Raw genomic sequence first — 18,152 nt, forward strand, 5'->3', positions numbered from 1 at the left:
GACGCTTTGTAGTTGTCGAACTCCACCCGGGTCGAGCAATTGGTTGGATTCGTGTCGCGGAGTTCGGGACGGATCAGGGCGGATCTACGGGTCCGACCGGGCCGAGCGATAGCATTCGGCGGTGGTAACCGGATCCTCACAACCGTTCTCGTCCCCTTCTCAGTCCGGCGGAGCGCCCACGTGGTCGCGTGTTCTGGGCTGGCTGACCACCGGGCAGAGCCTGCCCAACGGGTATGCGGACTGGGCGATGGATCAGATCATGAAGGGCTCGGCGACCCCGGCCCAGATCGCCGGTTTCGCGGTGGCCATGAAGATGAAACGGCCGACCTCGTCGGAAGTAGCCGAGTTGGCCGACAACATGCTGTCGCACGCCCGCCTGGTCCCGACCGACCGCATCGGCACCGAGACCGTGGACATCGTCGGCACCGGCGGCGACGGGGCCAACACGGTGAACCTCTCCACCATGGCGGCCATCGTGGTGGCAGCCTGCGGTGTGCCGGTCGTCAAGCACGGCAACCGCGCTGCGTCGTCGCTGTCCGGCGGGGCCGACACACTCGAGGCACTCGGGGTGAAGATCGATTTGGGTGCGGACGATCTCGCTCGCAGCGTCGCGGAGGTCGGAATCGGCTTCGCGTTCGCGCCCCAATTCCACCCGTCCTATCGGCACGCGTCGGCCGTGCGCCGTGAGATCGGGGTGCCGACGGTCTTCAACCTGCTTGGGCCGCTGACCAACCCCGCCCGGCCACGGGCAGGCCTGATCGGTTGCGCGTGGGCAGACCTGGCCGAGGTGATGGCAGGTGTCTTCGCCGCCCGCGGCTCCAGCGTGCTGGTGGTCCACGGCGACGACGGCCTGGACGAGCTCACCACCACGACCACGAGCACCATCTGGCGCGTGCAGGCCGGCACCGTGGAGCGGCTGACGTTCGACCCCGCCGCGTTCGGTTTCGCACGGGCCGAGATCGGTGAACTGGTCGGTGGTGATGCCGCCACCAATGCCGCCGAGGCGCGCGCGGTTCTCGGCGGGGCCAAGGGGCCCGTCCGGGATGCCGTGGTGCTCAACGCGGCTGGTGCGATGGTTGCCCACGCCGGGCTAGCCAGCGACGCCAAGTGGGTGCCCGCGTGGGAGTCCGGCCTGGCGCGTGCTGCCGAGGCCATCGACTCCGGTGCGGCCGAACAACTGCTCGCGCGTTGGGTGCGGTTCGGTCAGCAACTCTGAGGCCAGCTCTTGCTCGGCGGCCAGCCGGGCCGACCGGGCCGTCGCGGCCCACGCGGCGTAACGGCCCGCCGATTCCCGTGGCGTCGCATAACCCGGGTCGCAAGCGTCTGAATGCTCCTCGCGTCCGCTGAACCTGGACTGCTCCTCGCGTCCGCTGAACCTGGACTGCTCCTCGCGTCCGCACCGCACGATCCGCACCCCAGGCTGTGCCAGCCAGCGGGCGATAAGCGCCGTTTCCTCGACGAGCGCACCGCCGAGCGGCCCGCTGCCCGGCAGCACCACCTGAGCCGCGGCACACAGCGCGTCGACGACCGGCATGGGCGGCACGCCGCGCGCAGCACTACCCGCCGCGGCGAGCTGCCCGGACCGGATGACCACCAGCTGCCAGCCGCCCCTGCCGTCGCTGCGCGCCGCAACCAATTCGGGCACAGTGGCCAGGGCCCGCAGCCGCTGCCCCTGCCACAGCGTCTCGATGGCGACCGCGGCGTGATCACGCATCCGGGCCGCGGTCTCGTAGCGGTTGGCTGTGGCGAGCTCGTCGATATGGGCCAGTACGGCCGTCAGCGGCGCGCTGTCGACACCGTCGATCAGGGCGGTGGCCCGCTCGAGTGCAGTGGCGTACGTCGCCGCGTCGGCGCCATCGCGTGCGGGGCAGGGTGACAGCTCGCGTTCCGGGCAGCGGTGTAGTGCCGTGGCACCGAAGCGGGGGGTGCAGGTCCGGATCCCGGTGAACCGGGCCAGCAGCTCGCCCGTCAGGACTGCGTCGGAACGGGCCGAGAACGGCCCGACGGCGGTGCGGAACCTGGATGATCGCACCGCCGTGTCTGATTGTGGTGCCCGCACCACGGTGAAGCGCGGGAAGGCCTCGTCGGTGAGCGCCACCCACCACCATCGCTGCGGAAACTTGGACCGGCGATTGTAGGGCGGCGCGTGGGCGGCCAGCAGCCGCAGCTCACGGACGCCGGCCTCGAGCTCGTGCGCGCACTCGACGTGGTCGACCCTGCGGGCCAGCGACGTCATCTCCCTCATCCGGGCCCGGGGATCGGCGCCGGTGAAGTATTGCCGGACGCGACGACGCAGGTCGACGGCGGTGCCGACATAGAGCACCTCGTCGGACGGCCCGCGGAACAGATACACCCCGGGCCGGTTCGGCAGCCGGTCGGCCAGTGCCCGGTTGCGACGCTGGGCCGGTGTGGTGTTCGGCAGATACGACCGCAGATCGGCGTAGGTGTGTATGCCCTGATTGCCGACCCGCTCGATCAGGCCGTGCAGCACGTCCACGGTGGCCCTGGCATCGTCGAGGGCGCGGTGGGTCGGCGTGGTCGACGCTCTGAACAGCTGGGCCAGCGCCGCCAGCCGGACGCTGGGTGCCTCGTCGCGGGTGAGGACCCGCCGGGCCAGGCGCACCGTGCACAGCACCGGTGGACGCGGCCACGGCAACTGGGCCCGCTGCGCCGCCGCGCGCAGGAAGCCGATGTCGAAACCGGCGTTGTGGGCCACCAACACTGCGCCCCTGGAGAATTCGAGGAAGGCCGGCAGAACGCTGTCGATTCTGGGCGCATCACAGACCATCGCCGATGTGATGCCGGTCAGTTCGACGATCTGGGGCGGGATGGCCCGGCCGGGGTCGACGAGTGTGGCCAGCTCGCCGAGCACTTCGCCCCCGCGCACCTTGACCGCGCCGATCTCGGTGATGGCGTCGTAGCCGCCACCCGGCTGCGTCGCCGTGGCGCGCCCGCCGGTGGTCTCCAAGTCGACCACCACGAAGGTGGTGTCGGCGAGACTGACTGCCTCCAGCTCGTTCTCGAAGTCCAACGGCAGCTGTCCGGTGTCGGCGACGCGACGTTGACCCATGGCACAGACGGTAGGCACGACCACCGACAGCGTGGTGCCCGCGCGCTACTTGCGGGCTTGTCGCTCCAATCCGCTGCGCTACTTGTCGGGCTTGTCGCTCCAATCCGCTGCGCTACTTGCGGGCTTGTCGCTCCAATCTGCTGCGCTACTTGTCGGTACCCGCCGATACGGTGCGGCCAACACCGATCGAGAGGACGGTCAACATGACACATGCGCACCAGCCCGGCAGGTCAGCACCTGACGTCGACAGCGTGACCATCGACTGCGACGACTGCGCGGTCCGCGGTCCCGGTTGTGAGGACTGCGTTGTCAGTGTGTTGCTCGGCGTGCCCGAAACGTTGCTGGACGACGAGCGGCGGGCGCTGGAGGTGCTGGCTGACGTGGGATTGGCACCGCGATTGAGGCTTGTTCCGATTCACCGAAACGGGACGCCCGGGGTCGCCTGACGACACGCACCGCCCGGCGCACAGGAAAATATTCCTCTGAGGCTGTTAGATTTGCATGTCCCGTCGGGGGATTTATATCTCTTGTGGACAAGACCGATACCGTTTCGTAACCTATCTGAGACCTAAGAGCAGTTCGAGGCGGCTCGCTAACGCCAGTTGTGAGGACGAAAACTTGAGGCACGACCGCGCGCACCGGCCCACAAGTCGTGTCAGGCGACCCGTTGCAGGCGCAATCGTGGGCTTGACCGTATTTACCGGCCTGCTCGCCGGCACCGCGCAGGCCGACCCTGCGCAGGATGCTCTGGCAAAGCTCAATGAGTTATCCAGGCAGGCGGAGCAGACTACCGAGGCGATGCACTCGGCAGAGATCGACCTGAGTAAAAAGGTTGCCGCACAAGAGGCTGCGGATAAGCAACATGCTGACGACGTTGCGGCCGTGGACACTTCCAAGGCGCAGCTGGCAACCTTTCAGACGGCAGTCGACAAGGTGGCTGCCGCCCAGTACATGGGTGGCCGGACGTCAGGCTTCGACGCGATGCTGACCGCCGATTCGCCGCAGCAGCTGATCGATCAGCTCGCCGTGCAACGGGTGATGGCCGCCGAGATGGCCGGGCAGATGCAGAACTACCGCGAGGTGGGGACGAAGGCCGCCGCCGCCGAGGCAGCGTCGGCCAAATCGGCCGCTGACGCCAAGACCGCGGCTGAGCAGGCCGCCGCGGTGCGCGCCGACTTGCAATCCAAGCAAAGCCGGTTGCAGGTGCAGATCGCCATCGTCAAGTCGCAGTACCAGGCCCTTACGCCCGGGCAGCGCGAGGCGCTCGCAGCTACCCCGCCCGCACCGGTGGCCCCGCCGCCACCAGCTCCTGAGGCATTACCGCCCGCTCAGGATCCCAGTATTCAGGCCTCGGCGCCCGACGGGATTCCGCCCGGCGACGTAGCACCGCCGGAGGCCGCGACTCCCGGCGGCAACGGGCATTCGGCAACCGTCATCCAGGCCGCGCTGAGCCGTATCGGCTCACCGTATTCCTGGGGCGCGGCCGGTCCCGGTTCGTTCGACTGCTCGGGTCTGGTGATGTGGTCGTTCCAGCAGGCCGGCATCTCATTGCCGCATTCCAGCCAAGCCCTGGCCGCGGGCGGGCAGCCGGTGTCGATGGACCAGATCCAGCCCGGTGACCTGGTCACGTACTACTCGGACGCTTCGCATGTCGGCATCTATATCGGTGACGGAATGATGGTGCACGCGTCGACTTACGGCACCCCCGTTCGGGTCGCCCCGGTCAACAATGCGCCGATCTACGACATTCGCCGGTACTGACCTGTCCTTCTCTCGCTCGGTACTGGGCACCGCGCTACTGGTCGAACTGGTCGCCGCGGCCGCGGTGATCTGGTCGGCTGCGCCGCCCGCCCACTCTCCGCCGGTCGCGCAGTCGGCTCAGGCTGTGGTGAACATGTCTCCTACGGTCAGCGTCCCCCAGCCGGTGACGTCGGTGGTCCTGCCGGACGGCCGCACCGCACAGTTGCTCGGACTGGGTGGAGAACGCACCGCGAAGCTGCTGGGCCGCTTGGACACCGAGCTGGGTACCGCTGTGGCGGTGGTAACTGCGTTCTGGGGAGCCGATTGGCCGCACGACATCGTCATCGTCGTCGCCGGATCCGACGACGAGTTCCGCGTACTGGCCGGCGGTGCCGCAGACATCGCCGCGACCACCACAGCCCAGCGCATCATGTTCGCCCCGGAGGCTGCCAATATGAGCCCGTCCGCGTTACGAATCGTGCTGCGCCACGAGCTGTTCCACTACGCGGCCCGGGCACGGACCGCGGCCGATGCGCCGCGTTGGCTCACCGAGGGCGTCGCCGACTATGTCGGCCGCCCCGCCGAGGCCCTCCCGGGCCCGGCACGTGCTGCCGAGCTGGCCAAGTTGCCCACAGACGCCGAACTGGACTCGATCGGTGCCGATCGATCGCTGGCGTACGACCGGGCCTGGTGGTTCAGCCGCTACGTGGCCGACCGTTACGGCCCCGATGCGCTGCGCGAACTCTATTTGCGCGCCTGCGGATTCGGTCACCCCGATGTGGCCGCCGCGGTCCGTGAAGTGCTGGGAAGCGATCTCACGGAGGTAGTCGCCGGCTGGCGGCGATGGCTGAGCCGCTAACCTGAACGCCAATGGGTAAGGTAACGGCGCAGTGACGCGGGTTCTGTTGGTCACCAACGATTTTCCGCCACGTCGCGGTGGTATCCAGTCGTATCTCCAGGCGTTCGCCGAGCAGTTGGTGAGCTCGGGTGAGCATCGGTTGACGGTGTACGCGCCGAAGTGGAAAGGCGCCGAGACCTATGACAACACGGCGTCTGGTTACCACGTGGTGCGGCATCCCACCACGCTGATGATCCCCGAACCGACCGTTGCCACGCGGATGTGCCGGCTCATCGGCGAACACGACATCGATACCGTGTGGTTCGGCGCAGCCGCGCCGCTGGCTTTGCTCGGACCGTTGGCGCGGCGGGCCGGGGCGAGCCGGGTGGTCGCAAGCACCCACGGTCACGAGGTGGGCTGGTCGATGCTGCCGGTGGCCCGCAGCGCGTTGCGCCGCATCGGCGACGACGCCGACGTCGTGACGTTCGTCAGCCACTACACGCGGGGACGGTTCGCCTCGGCGTTTGGACCCCGTGCCGCCCTCGAACACCTGCCGCCCGGCGTGGACACCGACCGGTTCCAACCCGACGAGGCGGCCCGCGCCGAAATGCGCAAGCGTTACGGCCTGGGCGGCAGCCCGGTGGTGGTGTGCCTGTCGCGATTGGTGCCGCGCAAGGGGCAGGACATGTTGATCCGGGCGCTGCCGGCGATCCGGCAGCGCGTGCCCGGCACTATTTTGGTTGTCGTCGGCGGCGGACCGTATCTGGACAAGCTCAAGCAGCTCGCACACCGCTGCTGCGTCGTCGAGCATGTGGTGTTTACCGGCGGGGTGCCGGGCGACGAACTGCCCGCACACCACGCGATGGCGGACGTGTTCGCGATGCCGTGCCGCACGCGGGGTGCCGGGCTGGACGTCGAGGGTCTCGGCATCGTCTATCTGGAGGCATCGGCCAGTGGCGTGCCCGTGGTGGCGGGAACCTCCGGCGGGGCACCGGAAACCGTTCTCGACGGGCAGACCGGCACCATCGTCGACGGCACCGACGTCACCGCGATCGCCACCGCGGTCGGTGATTTGCTGGTAGACCCGGGGCGGGCTGCCGCCATGGGCGTGGCGGGCCGACACTGGGTCGTGGACAACTGGCAGTGGCGGGCCAAGGGGACGCGCCTCGCCGAGCTGCTGACCGGCTGAGCCGATTACCGCCCGCGGCGCCTCAGCTGTAGAGCGCCGCGATCTCGTCGGCGAACTTCTCCGCGACCACCTTGCGCTTGACCTTCAGCGTCGGCGTCAGCTCGCCGGTTTCCTCGGTGAAGTCCACCGGCAGGATGCGGAACTTGCGGATGGCCTCGGCCTTGGACACCGCCTCGTCGGCCTCCTTGACCGCCAGGTCAACCTCGGCAACCAGATCTGGGTCGTCGGTCAGGTCGGCCACGGTTGCCGCGGCGTCCTTGCCGTTGTGGTGCTTCCAGCTCTCGAACGCCTCCGGGTCGATGGTGATCAGCGCGGCGATGAAGGGCTGCTGGTCACCGACGCACATGGCCTGGCTGATCAGCGGGTGCGCCCGCAGGCGGTCCTCGAGAACGGCGGGAGCGACATTCTTGCCGCCCGCGGTGACGATGATCTCTTTCTTGCGGCCCACGATGGTCAGGAAGCCGTCGTCGTCGATGGAGCCGAGATCGCCCGTGTGGAACCAGCCGTCGTGGATGGCCTCGGCCGTGGCCTTCTCGTTGTTCCAGTAACCGTTGAACACCACGCCGCCCCTGACCAGCACCTCGCCGTCATCGGCGAGCCGCATGCTGTTGCCGGACAACAACTTTCCGACCGATCCGACCCTGAGCGCACCGACCTGGTTGACGGTGATGGCCGCGCTGGTCTCGGTCAACCCGTAGCCCTCGTAGATGGTCAGGCCGACGCCGCGGTAGAAGTGCCCGAGTCGCGCGCCCAGCGGTGCGCCACCGGAGATCGAGGCGCGGCAGTTTCCGCCCAGCGCCGCCCGCAGCTTGCCGTACACCAGCTTGTCGAACAGCGCGTGCTTGAGCTTCAACAAGAGGTCAGGCCCACCGTGATCCTGGGCCTGGCTGTATTCGATCGCGGTGGCCACGGCCTGGTCGAAGATCCAGCCCTTGCCGTCGTTGCGGGCATTCTGCTCGGCGGTGTTGTACACCTTCTCGAACACTCGCGGCACCGACACCACCAGCGTCGGCTTGAACACCCCGAACATCGGGACCAGGTTCTTGATGTCGCTGCTGAACCCGAGCGCCACCTTGTTGGTGAACGCGGCGACGGTGATCGCCCGCGACAGCACATGGGCCAGCGGCAGGAACACCAGCATCCGTTCGCCCTTGGTCAACAGGGCCGGGAACGCAGCCTTGGCGCCGTGGATCTCGGAGAGCAGGTTGGCGTGGGTGAGCTCGCAGCCCTTGGGCAGACCGGTGGTACCCGACGTGTAGATCAGTGTGGCCGGGTCGGACGATTTGACCGCGGCGAGACGTGCTTCGAATTCGCTGGGGTCGACGGAGGTGCCCGCTTCAGCCAGTCCGTCGAGTGCGGCGGGGCCGGTACCCGCGATGCGCAGCACCTTGCGCACGGTGGGCACCTGATCATGTAACTGCTCGACGCGTTCGGCGTGCGCGTCGGTTTCGGCGATCACCAGTACCGCCGAGGAGTTGTCCAGTACGTGGCGGATCTGCTCGGCCGCCGAGGTCTCGTAGATCGGCACCGTGACCGCGCCGATGGACAAGATGGCGAAGTCGATGATCGGCCACTCGTAACGGGTCGCGGACAGGATCGCGACCCGGTCGCCGGGCTGCACCCCTTCGGCGATCAAACCCAAAGCAGTCGAACGGATCTGCGCCGCGGCCTGGGCACACGTGACATCGGTCCACGCGCCGTCGACCAGACGCTGGAAAATGACGTAGCCGGGATCGTCGCGCTCGTGGGTGTAGACGGCATCGACGACCGTGTCATGCTCGCCGATCTGGAACGATGCCGGAACGCTGTACTCACGCACGATCTGGGCCCCTTAGTCGCCGATGGCGGAACTTCCGCGCGCCAAGCCTAGTCGGCCGCGTGGATCACCCGGCAGCGCATGTGTGAAGCTAGTTACTCATGAACAGCGTCCAGATCGCGGATGAGACCTTCATTTGCGCCGATCCCGCCGATGTCGGGCGTGCCGTGGCGGATGCCGTCGCCTGGGGGCGCTGGTGGCCGGACTTGCAGCTGACGGTCATCGAGGACCGGGCCGAGAAAGGACAGCGCTGGACCGTGGCCGGCGCCCTCACCGGCACCATGGAAGTCTGGCTCGAAGAGGTGCTCGACGGGGTGATCCTGCATTACTTCCTGCATGCTGAACCGGCGGGCGCCGCGGCATGGGAGCTGGCCAAGATGGATCTGGCCAAGATGAATCATCAGCGCCGGGTGGCGGGCAAGGTGATGGCGTTCGAGATCAAGCAGCGGCTGGAGGCATCCCGGCCGATCGGGGTTCCCCGCCTGGCCTGACAATGGGTCGCAGGCGATTCGGGGGAGTAGATTTCTCCGCGAGGGCGGTAGCTCCGTGTGGCGGGCAGAAGGGCGTGCAGTGGCCGACAAGACGGCGCAGACCATCTATATAGAGGCCGATCCATCGACGGTGATCGACGTCATCGCCGATATCGAGTCTTATCCGGAGTGGGTGGCCGAATACAAAGAGACCGAAGTTCTCGAGGTCTATGAGAACGGCCTGCCGAAAAAGGCCCGGCTGGTACTCGATGCGGCGGTGCTCAAGGACACCATGGTGTTGTCCTACGTGTGGCCCGCTGACCGCAAGTCGGTGAGCTGGACGTTGGAATCGAGTTCGTTGCTGCGTGCGCTGGAGGGCACATACCGCGTGGCGTCCAAGGGATCCGGCACGGACGTCACCTACGAACTGTCGGTCGATCTGGTCATCCCGATGATCGGGCTGCTCAAGCGGAAGGCCGAACGTCGGCTCACCGACACCGCGCTGAAAGACCTCAAGAAGCGAGTCGAGGTGCACTGACCTGAGCGGCGATCGTGCGCGGATCAGCCTGTTCGTCGGCAAGGGCGGGGTGGGCAAGTCGACGCTGGCAACCGCGACCGCGGTACGTGACGCCCGAGCCGGGCTACGCGTGCTCATCGTCTCCACCGACCAGGCGCATTCGACGGGTGACGTGCTCGGCACGGTGCTGAGCCCGACCGGGCAACGAGCACCCACCCGGGTCTTGGCCGACGACGCCGATGTCGGCGGCGGATTCCTCGATGCGCTGGCGCTGGACACGCTTGCCCTGCTGGAGGCCCACTGGGTCGAGATCGCCGCTGTGCTTTCGGCGCGGTTCGGTGAATCGGATCTGGGCGATGTTGCGCCCGAGGAGCTTTCGGCGCTGCCCGGAATTCAGGAAGTGCTCGGTCTGTATGAGGTGGGTGAGCTTGCCGCATCAGGTCGGTGGGACCACGTCGTGGTGGACTGCGCCTCGACGGCCGATGCATTGCGGATGCTCACGCTGCCGGCCGCGTTCGGGCTGTACCTGGAGCGGGCCTGGCCTCGGCACCGCCGGCTGTCCGGCGGTGCCGATGATCCCGCGACGACGGCCATCGTGGCGTTGCTGGAGCGTATCGACGCCGGTGTCTCCCAACTCGGGGCCATGATCACCGACGGCACCTGGGTGAGTGCCCATCTGGTGCTCACGGCAGAGCGTGTGGTGGCCGCCGAGGCGGTCCGCACACTGGGTTCGCTGGCGCTGATGGGTGTTGGTGTGGCGGAAGTCATCGTCAATCAGGTTTTGGTGCAGGATGATTCGTTCGAGTACTCGAACCTTCCCGCGCACCCGGCGTTCGACTGGTACTCGGAGCGGATCGCCGAGCAGCAAGCGGTGCTCGACGAACTCGACGCGAACATCGGCGACGTGCAGCTCGTGATGGTGCCGCATCTGGCCGGTGAACCGATAGGCCCCAAGGCGTTGGGGGAGCTGTTGGAGTGCGCCCGCAGGCGTGACGGGTCACCGCCGCCGGGGCCGTTGCGCCCGGTCGTGGACCGGGAATCAGGGTCTGGGCTCGAGGCGGTGTACCGGCTGCGGCTAGAGTTGCCGCAGGTCGACTCCTCTGCGCTGACGCTTGGCCGGGTCGATGACGACTTGATCATCGGTGTTTCAGGTGTGCGGCGCCGGGTTCGGTTGGCGTCCGTGCTGCGGCGGTGCACCGTGGCGGACGCGCAGTTACGAGGCAGTGAGCTCACGGTGCGATTTCGACCGAACCCGGAGGTATGGCCTGTATGAGTGGGTCTCATCCCGATCTGGGCCCGGAACTACGACAGCTGGCGCAGGCCATCCTGGACCGCATCGACCCTGCAGTGCGGCTCGCAGCGGCCGGGTTGGCGGCAAGTGCTGCCGGAGGGCCGGGCAAATGCCAGCAGGTGTGGTGCCCGGTGTGCGCGCTGGTGGCGTTGATCAACGGCGAAGAGCATCCGTTGCTCGGGGCCGTCGCCGAGCACAGTGTGGGGCTGCTGACGTTAATCCGGGCGATCCTCGACAACGATGACGACGAGGACGCGACTGGACCGTCAGGACCTGACGGCGGATCGGATTCTCCGCCGCCCGATGGTGCGCCACCATTAGGGCCCGGCCGATACCAGCGTATTTCCGTCACTGTGGAGGATTGAGACCGTCCCTCTGCGAACGCGCGGTTCCGTGGTAGGCGCTACACCCCCTGGGTACAGTTGTCCGAGAGCATTCCGATGGGGAGGGTCCATGTGGTTCTGGTTCTACAAGTTCATCCTGATGGGCCCACTGCTGCGAATCCTGGGTCGGCCGAAAGTGACTGGGCTGGAACATATTCCATCGTCTGGCGCGGCAATTCTGGCCAGTAACCACCTGGCGGTGGCAGACAGTTTCTATCTGCCACTCGTGGTGAGTCGCCGGATCACCTTCCTGGCCAAGGCCGAATACTTCACCGGAACCGGACTCAAAGGTCGGCTCAACAAGTTCTTCTACTCGTCGACCGGTCAGGTGCCGATCGACCGCACCGACGCCGATTCGGCGCAGAGTGCGTTGAGGACCGCGGAGCGGATCCTCAGCAAGGGCAAGTTGCTCGGGATGTACCCCGAGGGCACGCGGTCACCCGATGGATTGCTTTACAAGGGCAAGACGGGTCTGGCGCGGTTGGCGCTGCAGACCGGCGTTCCGGTGATTCCGGTCGCGATGGTCGGAACCGACGTCGTCAACCCGCCCGGAAGCAAGATGTGGCGGTTCGGCCGGGTCGAGGTGCGCATCGGTAAGCCGATGGATTTCAGTCGGTTCGACGGACTGGCCGGCAATCGCTTCATCGAGCGCGCTGTGATCGACGAGGTGATGTACGAGCTGATGGGTCTCTCGGGCCAGGAATACGTCGATCTCTACGCCGCCGACGTCAAGGAGAACATTCCGAGTGCTGCGGTGGGCAATCCGGCGGCGCGACTCCCGCAGGCAGCCGCCGGCTGAGCCGGCAGTTCAGCTTGGGTCGGCTGAGCCGGCAGTTCAGCTTGGGTCGGCTGAGCCGGCAATTCAGTGATAGGACGCGACAGCCGTTTCGGCGCTCCGGTTCCCGGTGTGGCTCGCCGACGTCAGCCCTGTCACGGCGATCACGGCCAGCGCCCACCAGACATAGGAGCAGCCGACCAGCTGCCGCCACAGTGACGCCGTGGTCTCGTGGTGCGGGGACATCAAGGTGATGGGCGTCCAGATCATCAACGCGATCCCAGCCACCGTCACCACGGTGAGCAGGGCACTGCGCCGGCGGTAGGCGGTTATGGTCGTCACGATCAGGGCAGGCAGTGTCCAGACCCAGTGGTGCGACCACGACACCGGGGAGACGACCAGCCCGAACATCGCCACACTGATCAACGCCAGCATCGACGAGGCGTCGGCCTCGTCAGGATTTCCCGTGGCGACGCGTAGTGCCCGGCCAGCGGCCCATACGGTCAGCGCCAGCACCGCGAGGCAGGCCAGTACCCACAGCACGAACCGTGGCCCCTCGCTGAGCCCGAGGCGAGCCAGTACGCCTGCGATGTTCTGGTTGGTGTTCAGCGTGGCGGTGCCGATGCGGTCGGTGTTGCGGACGGTTTCGGTCCAGTACTCCACCGAATCCCGAGCAGCCAGCGCGAAACCGGCAAGTGTGGCGACGATGGTCGAGCCGACGGTCCACAGCAGGGTTCGGACGTCGCGGCGCAGTAGGAAGTAGAGCAGGAACACGGCAGGGGTGAGTTTGACTGCGATGGCCAGGCCCAACAGGATGCCGCGTGGCCACGGGGTGCGGCGTGGCACGCAGTCGGCGATGACCAGCGTCATGAGCACGACGTTGATCTGGCCGAACTCGAAGTTCGACCGGATCGGTTCGAGGTAGGTCACCGAGGGCGCGACCACTGCGGCTGCCAACCAGCAGCGGCGCAGCCAGGCCGGTTCAGATGTGACCGTGCTGTGCGGCCACACGTTCAGCCTGGTCAGCACCATGATGGTCGAGACGATCAGCAGCACCAGCGTTGTCAGCGTGATCGCAGCGCTGGCGGCAGGCAGTGGCAGCCAGGCGAACGGCGCGAACGAGATGGCCGCCAGCGGGGGATAGGTGAACGGTAGATCCAGGCCGCCCTGGGTGTGGAAGACGGCGCCGTCGGAATACAGCGGCTGACCGTCCAACCAGGCTCGTCCACCCATCCGGTAGACGTCGATATCGATGCGGTAGGGAGTGTGTCCCAGCAGCTTGTAACCCGCCCAGGCCAGTGCCGACACAGTCAGCAGCTGGAAAATTCGCCATGCGATGGTCGGTGCCCAACCAGCCCAGCCGGGCGCCTGCCGCTTACTCATGTCGTCAACAGACTATCGGTGGCTACCGGACACAGGTGCATCCACGGCCCCGACGCGCTCTGCCCGGCGGTAAGTTTTCTCAGCATGCACGTGACCGCCCATCTCTATCTCGTGATTCGCGATCGCATGCCCTTGCTGTGTTGTCTGGTGGCGTTCATTCTCACCTTCTTCGTCACCAGAACTGTGGTGCGTTACATCCGTCGGCACGCACACAGTGACAAGCCGCCCAAATGGTGGCAGCCCCGCAATATTGGGCACGGCACGTTGCACATCCACCACATGGTGATCGGGATCGTCCTGGTGATGGTCTCTGGGGTCACGATGGTCACGCTGGCGGTCAGCGGCGGGGTCCCCGAGTTCACCGTGGCGTCGACCTTCTTCGGCATCGGTGCGGCGCTGGTGCTCGACGAGTTCGCGCTGATCCTGCACCTCTCCGACGTGTACTGGGAGGAGGACGGCCGCACTTCGGTCGATGCGGTGTTCGTCGCGGTCGCCGTCGCCGGATTGCTGATCCTGGGTTTCAACCCGCTGTCGTTCTTCGATATCAATATCTGGCGCACGGATCAGACCGTGCTCGCCCGGACGGTCGTTGTGGTGGTCGCGGTTGTGACCCTGCTCCTCGCGGTCGTGGTGTTGCTCAAAGGCAAGGTGTGGACCGGATTGGTTGGTATGTTCATCACCCCGTTGCTGTTCGTCGGGGCTATCAGGTTGTCGCGGCCGCATGCGCCATGGGCGCGCTGGCGCTACACCGCAAGGCCTCGCAAGATGCACCGCGCGCTGGAACGGGAGCGCTGGCTGCGCCGCCCCGTCGTACAGGCCAAGCTGTGGGTGCAGGATACGATCGCCGGGACTCCGAAGTTTCCCGACGACGCCGAGGTCGACAAGCAGCTGGATCGGGAGATCCACGCGGCACCGGCGCCGGGGCAGGCGGCCTGATGCGCTATTTCTATGACACCGAGTTCATCGACGACGGTCGCACCATCGAATTGATCTCGGTCGGGGTGGCCGCCGAGGATGGTCGCGAGTATTACGCGATCTCGACGGAATTCAATCCGGATCGGGCCGGTACCTGGGTGCGCAAGCACGTGCTGCCGAAGCTACCGTCGCCATCCTCGAAGCTGTGGCGCTCCCGTCGCCAGATCCGCTCGGAGCTGGAGGACTTCTTCGGCGTCGATGGTGACGAGCCCATCGAACTGTGGGCCTGGGTGGGTGCCTACGACCATGTGGTGCTGTGCCAGCTGTGGGGCCCGATGACCGACTTGCCGCGGGCCATCCCGCGGTTCACCCGGGAGCTGCGCCAGTTCTGGGAGGAGCGGGGCTCGCCGAGGATGCCGCCGCGACCGAACGATGCGCACGACGCACTCGTCGATGCCCGGCACAATCTGGAAAGGTTCCGCATGATGACCGGGTTTGCCCCGGCGCCGCATCTCGAGGTCACGCAGGCCGCGGAAACAGGCGCTCACCGGCGGCTACCATGAACGGGTGAACTGGACCGTCGACATTCCCATCGAGCAGCTGCCGCCGTTGCCGCCGTTGACAGACGAGCTGCGGCAGCGCTTGGACGCGGCCCTGGCCCGGCCGGCTGCTCAGCAGCCGAACTGGGACGCCGATGCGGCCAAGGCCATGCGTACGGTCCTGGAGAGTGTGCCCCCGGTCACCGTGCCGTCGGAGATCGAAAAGCTCAAGGGCCTGCTCGCCGACGTCGCGCTCGGCAAGGCGTTCCTGCTGCAGGGCGGCGACTGCGCCGAGACGTTCGTCGACAACACCGAACCGCATATCCGGGCCAACATCCGCACGCTGCTGCAGATGGCCGTCGTGCTGACGTACGGCGCGAGCCTGCCGGTGGTGAAGGTGGCCCGGATCGCCGGGCAGTACGCGAAGCCGCGCACGACCGAGATGGACGCGCTCGGTCTGAAGTCCTACCGCGGCGACATGATCAACGGGTTCGCCCCGGACGCCGCGGTCCGCGACCACGATCCGTCCCGGCTGGTTCGCGCCTATGCCAATGCCAGTGCGGCGATGAACATGGTGCGCGCGCTGACCTCTTCGGGGCTGGCCTCGCTGCACCTGGTCCACGACTGGAACCGCGAGTTCGTCCGAACCTCGCCGGCCGGAGCCCGCTATGAGGCGCTCGCCGGCGAGATCGACCGCGGGTTGCGGTTCATGTCGGCGTGCGGGGTGGCCGATCGGAACCTGCAGACTGCGGAGATCTTCGCCAGCCACGAGGCGCTGGTGCTCGACTACGAACGCGCGATGCTGCGGCTGTCCGACGAACTGGACGGCACGCCCAGGCTGTACAACCAATCCGCGCACTATCTGTGGATCGGTGAGCGCACCCGCCAGCTCGACGGTGCACACATCGCGTTCGCCGAGGTGATCGCCAACCCGATCGGGGTGAAGCTCGGGCCGACCACCTCGCCGGAGCTGGCCGTGGAGTACGTCGAGCGGCTCGACCCGCACAACGAGCCTGGCCGGCTGACGCTGGTGACCCGGATGGGCAACAACAAGGTCCGCGATCTGCTGCCGCCGATCATCGAGAAGGTGCAGGCCACCGGTCATCAGGTGGTCTGGCAGTGCGATCCGATGCACGGCAATACCCACGAGTCGTCGACCGGCTACAAGACCCGGCATTTCGACCGCATCGTCGACGAGGTGCAGGGCTTCTTCGAAGTGCACCACGCCCTCGGTACACATCCGGGCGGTATCCACGTGGAGATCACCGGTGAGAATGTCACCGAGTGTCTCGGTGGGGCGCAGGACATTTCGGACTCGGACCTGGCCGGTCACTATGAGACGGCCTGCGATCCGCGGCTGAACACCCAGCAGAGCCTCGAGCTGGCGTTCCTCGTTGCGGAGATGTTGCGGGACTAGGTAATTCGGCCGCCTGGGCTAGATGAGCGTGGCGATGTTGCTGCCGAGCGTCCAAGCCGTGGCGGCGACCAGACCGGTGAGTGTCAGTACCGCGATCACCCAGAAGGCCAGTGCGCGTTTGGCGCGCTGCTGTGCCCAGTAGAACTCGCTCATCTCGATTCCCGCGAATTGCTTTGCTGCTGCGGGGTATTCGGCGTACTCGCGGGGATCGGCCGGAATCGGGTCCCAATCCTGGTCGCGGGTGAGTTCGCGGGTGAGTTGCCGGGGCGGCACCGCGACGGGTGGCGGGTTGGGGGATGGCGACGAGGTCACTTCCGTGCGTGCGCCCTGACGGCTGTGCATGCGCGTCTCCGCCAGGTGCTGCGCAGAGTTGTGTGGCGCCGGAACCCGGAAGCCGGGCAACTCGAGTTCGTCGACGATGGCTTGCAGATCGTCGCCCATTTCGTCGGCGTCGGCGTAGCGGTCCGCGGGGTCTCGGGCCGTGGCCCGGCGCACCAGATCGTCGAATTCCGCGGGCACCCCGGCGATTACGGTGCTCGGTGGGCGAACGTCATGGTCCAGCCGCCGGTAGGCGACCGCTAGTGCGGTGTCGCCCATGAACGGTGTGACTCCGGTCAGCAGTTCGTAGGTCAGGACGCCGACTGCGTAGACGTCGCTGCGCGGGTCGGCGTCACCGGTGCCGACCTGTTCGGGCGACAGGTACGCCGCGGTGCCCAGAATCACGCTGGTCGAAGTGATCTTGGCTTCGGCGACGGCGCGGACGAGCCCGAAATCGGCGATTTTCACATCGCCGTCATCGGAGATCAGCACATTCTCCGGCTTGATGTCGCGGTGCACCAGGCCGGCCCGGTGTGCGACGGCAAGCCCACCCAGCACCGGAGTCAGGACTGCGGACACCGCGTGCGGTGGCATCGGGCCCCGCTCGGTCAGCAACTCGCGCAGTGTCCCGCCCTCGATGAGTTCCATGACGAGAAAAGGCGGCTGCTGGGCAGTGCCCCCGCCGCCCTGGTCGTAGACGGCCACGAGGCCGGGATGGGTCAGCCGGGCCACCGCGCGGGCCTCGCGCTGGAACCTCGTCAGGAAATGGGCGTCACCGGCGTACCGGGAGTCCATCACCTTCAGGGCCACCGGACGGTCGAGTCGGGTGTCGAGCCCGCGGTACACCGTCGACATTCCGCCGGTGGCAATCGGGGTCTCAACCTGGTACCGCCCGTCCAGCACCGTGCCGACGAGCGGGTCCGATTGCTGGTTGGCCTCCACCGAACACATGTTACGAGTCGCCCGAGTGGTCCTAGAATCAGTGCGGTGAGCAGCATTCCGGCCGCCGATGACGTTCTGGATCCCGGCGAAGCCGTCTATGACATTCCGACAGTCGCCGACCTGCTCGGCATTCCGGTCAGCAAGGTGCATCAACAGTTGCGTGAGGGCCAGCTCATCGCGGTGCGTCGCGACGGGACGATCGTGGTGCCCAAGGTCTTCTTCGACGCCACCGGGCATGTGGTGAAATCCTTACCCGGTTTACTCGTGGTGCTGCGCGACGGTGGTTATCGCAGCACCGAGATCGTACGGTGGCTGTTCGCCCCGGACTCGTCGCTGACGATCAGCCGGGACGGGTCTACCGATCGGCAGGTCAACGCACGTCCGGTCGACGCACTGCATTCGCATCAGGCCCGCGAGGTGGTCCGCCGGGCCCAGGCAATGGCCTACTGACCGCCGCACCGCGGGCGGGCGTGTCTGCGCGCGACGCGCAAGGGCTATGCCGGCATTGCGCGCACCGTCGTCTCGCGTGAGGGTGCGCGGAGTGCTGTT

The 18,152-nt window shown here is 67.0% G+C and carries 17 protein-coding genes and 1 pseudogene; 14 read left to right on the top strand and 4 right to left on the bottom strand.

Annotation, left to right across the window (positions count from 1 at the left end; genetic code table 11):
* The first annotated feature begins 121 nt into the window (after positions 1–121).
* Complete coding sequence (gene trpD / locus H276_RS23845) at positions 122–1,216, top strand: anthranilate phosphoribosyltransferase (RefSeq protein WP_231376595.1); 1,095 nt, start codon at positions 122–124, stop codon at positions 1,214–1,216.
* On the opposite strand, the pseudogene H276_RS0104110 reads toward trpD, so the two are convergent.
* Positions 1,154–3,070 (bottom strand): annotated as a pseudogene (locus H276_RS0104110) (DEDD exonuclease domain-containing protein); the annotation flags it as partial. The gene trpD and the pseudogene H276_RS0104110 sit on opposite strands and share 63 nt — an antisense overlap.
* Before the next feature lie 203 nt (positions 3,071–3,273).
* On the opposite strand from H276_RS0104110, the gene H276_RS0104115 reads away from it, so the two are divergent.
* The 4 genes from H276_RS0104115 to pimB all read left to right on the top strand — a co-directional run bounded on the left by H276_RS0104115 (position 3,274) and on the right by pimB (position 6,837).
* On the top strand, positions 3,274–3,516 hold the full coding sequence (locus H276_RS0104115; RefSeq protein WP_019970041.1) for a hypothetical protein: 243 nt from the start codon (positions 3,274–3,276) through the stop codon (positions 3,514–3,516).
* 172 nt (positions 3,517–3,688) lie between these two features.
* Entirely contained in the window at positions 3,689–4,831 is a 1,143-nt protein-coding gene (gene ripC / locus H276_RS0104120) for a peptidoglycan hydrolase RipC (protein ID WP_026356570.1), read from the top strand.
* The gene (locus H276_RS0104125; RefSeq protein ID WP_019970043.1) at positions 4,800–5,669 is read left to right on the top strand and encodes a hypothetical protein; all 870 of its coding nucleotides are present in this window, start codon (positions 4,800–4,802) and stop codon (positions 5,667–5,669) included. The genes ripC and H276_RS0104125 overlap by 32 nt, the downstream gene beginning before the upstream one ends.
* A gap of 31 nt (positions 5,670–5,700) precedes the next feature.
* Positions 5,701–6,837 carry a GDP-mannose-dependent alpha-(1-6)-phosphatidylinositol monomannoside mannosyltransferase gene (gene pimB, locus H276_RS0104130; protein ID WP_019970044.1) on the top strand — a complete coding sequence of 379 codons (1,137 nt, stop codon included), beginning with the start codon at positions 5,701–5,703 and terminating at the stop codon, positions 6,835–6,837.
* 22 nt (positions 6,838–6,859) lie between these two features.
* Here the strand turns inward: pimB and H276_RS0104135 are convergent, their stop codons facing one another.
* Complete coding sequence (locus H276_RS0104135) at positions 6,860–8,656, bottom strand: long-chain fatty acid--CoA ligase (protein WP_019970045.1); 1,797 nt, start codon at positions 8,654–8,656, stop codon at positions 6,860–6,862.
* Between the two features lie 98 nt (positions 8,657–8,754).
* On the opposite strand from H276_RS0104135, the gene H276_RS0104140 reads away from it, so the two are divergent.
* The 5 genes from H276_RS0104140 (at position 8,755) to H276_RS0104160 (ending at position 12,113) form a co-directional block, all read left to right on the top strand.
* Positions 8,755–9,144 carry a hypothetical protein gene (locus H276_RS0104140; RefSeq protein ID WP_019970046.1) on the top strand — a complete coding sequence of 130 codons (390 nt, stop codon included), beginning with the start codon at positions 8,755–8,757 and terminating at the stop codon, positions 9,142–9,144.
* A gap of 79 nt (positions 9,145–9,223) precedes the next feature.
* The gene (locus H276_RS0104145; protein ID WP_019970047.1) at positions 9,224–9,661 is read left to right on the top strand and encodes an SRPBCC family protein; all 438 of its coding nucleotides are present in this window, start codon (positions 9,224–9,226) and stop codon (positions 9,659–9,661) included.
* 1 nt (position 9,662) lies between these two features.
* Complete coding sequence (locus tag H276_RS0104150) at positions 9,663–10,913, top strand: ArsA family ATPase (RefSeq protein WP_026356572.1); 1,251 nt, start codon at positions 9,663–9,665, stop codon at positions 10,911–10,913.
* The gene (locus H276_RS0104155) at positions 10,910–11,296 is read left to right on the top strand and encodes a hypothetical protein (RefSeq protein WP_019970049.1); all 387 of its coding nucleotides are present in this window, start codon (positions 10,910–10,912) and stop codon (positions 11,294–11,296) included. The genes H276_RS0104150 and H276_RS0104155 overlap by 4 nt, the downstream gene beginning before the upstream one ends.
* Positions 11,297–11,384: 88 nt before the next feature.
* On the top strand, positions 11,385–12,113 hold the full coding sequence (locus tag H276_RS0104160; RefSeq protein ID WP_019970050.1) for a 1-acyl-sn-glycerol-3-phosphate acyltransferase: 729 nt from the start codon (positions 11,385–11,387) through the stop codon (positions 12,111–12,113).
* 63 nt (positions 12,114–12,176) lie between these two features.
* Here the strand turns inward: H276_RS0104160 and H276_RS0104165 are convergent, their stop codons facing one another.
* Complete coding sequence (locus H276_RS0104165) at positions 12,177–13,472, bottom strand: glycosyltransferase 87 family protein (RefSeq protein WP_019970051.1); 1,296 nt, start codon at positions 13,470–13,472, stop codon at positions 12,177–12,179.
* An 84-nt stretch (positions 13,473–13,556) separates the two neighbouring features.
* Here H276_RS0104165 and H276_RS0104170 point away from each other — a divergent pair, with 84 nt between their 5' ends.
* From H276_RS0104170 to H276_RS0104180, 3 genes are read left to right on the top strand one after another with little or no spacing between them, the layout of a single operon-like run.
* Positions 13,557–14,408, top strand: a complete 852-nt coding sequence (locus H276_RS0104170) for a hypothetical protein (protein WP_019970052.1) — start codon at positions 13,557–13,559, stop codon at positions 14,406–14,408.
* On the top strand, positions 14,408–14,950 hold the full coding sequence (locus tag H276_RS0104175) for a polyadenylate-specific 3'-exoribonuclease AS (RefSeq protein WP_019970053.1): 543 nt from the start codon (positions 14,408–14,410) through the stop codon (positions 14,948–14,950). The genes H276_RS0104170 and H276_RS0104175 overlap by 1 nt, the downstream gene beginning before the upstream one ends.
* Before the next feature lie 4 nt (positions 14,951–14,954).
* On the top strand, positions 14,955–16,343 hold the full coding sequence (locus H276_RS0104180) for a class II 3-deoxy-7-phosphoheptulonate synthase (protein ID WP_019970054.1): 1,389 nt from the start codon (positions 14,955–14,957) through the stop codon (positions 16,341–16,343).
* A gap of 18 nt (positions 16,344–16,361) precedes the next feature.
* Here H276_RS0104180 and H276_RS0104185 read toward each other — a convergent pair whose 3' ends face one another.
* A complete protein-coding gene (locus tag H276_RS0104185) occupies positions 16,362–17,612 on the bottom strand; it encodes a protein kinase domain-containing protein (RefSeq protein ID WP_019970055.1) in 1,251 nt (416 codons plus the stop codon).
* A gap of 36 nt (positions 17,613–17,648) precedes the next feature.
* Here H276_RS0104185 and H276_RS0104190 point away from each other — a divergent pair, with 36 nt between their 5' ends.
* Positions 17,649–18,053 carry an Rv2175c family DNA-binding protein gene (locus tag H276_RS0104190; RefSeq protein ID WP_019970056.1) on the top strand — a complete coding sequence of 135 codons (405 nt, stop codon included), beginning with the start codon at positions 17,649–17,651 and terminating at the stop codon, positions 18,051–18,053.
* Positions 18,054–18,152 lie beyond the last annotated feature (99 nt).

Source organism: Mycobacterium sp. 141 (assembly GCF_000382405.1).
Classification (GTDB): Bacteria; Actinomycetota; Actinomycetes; order Mycobacteriales; family Mycobacteriaceae; genus Mycobacterium.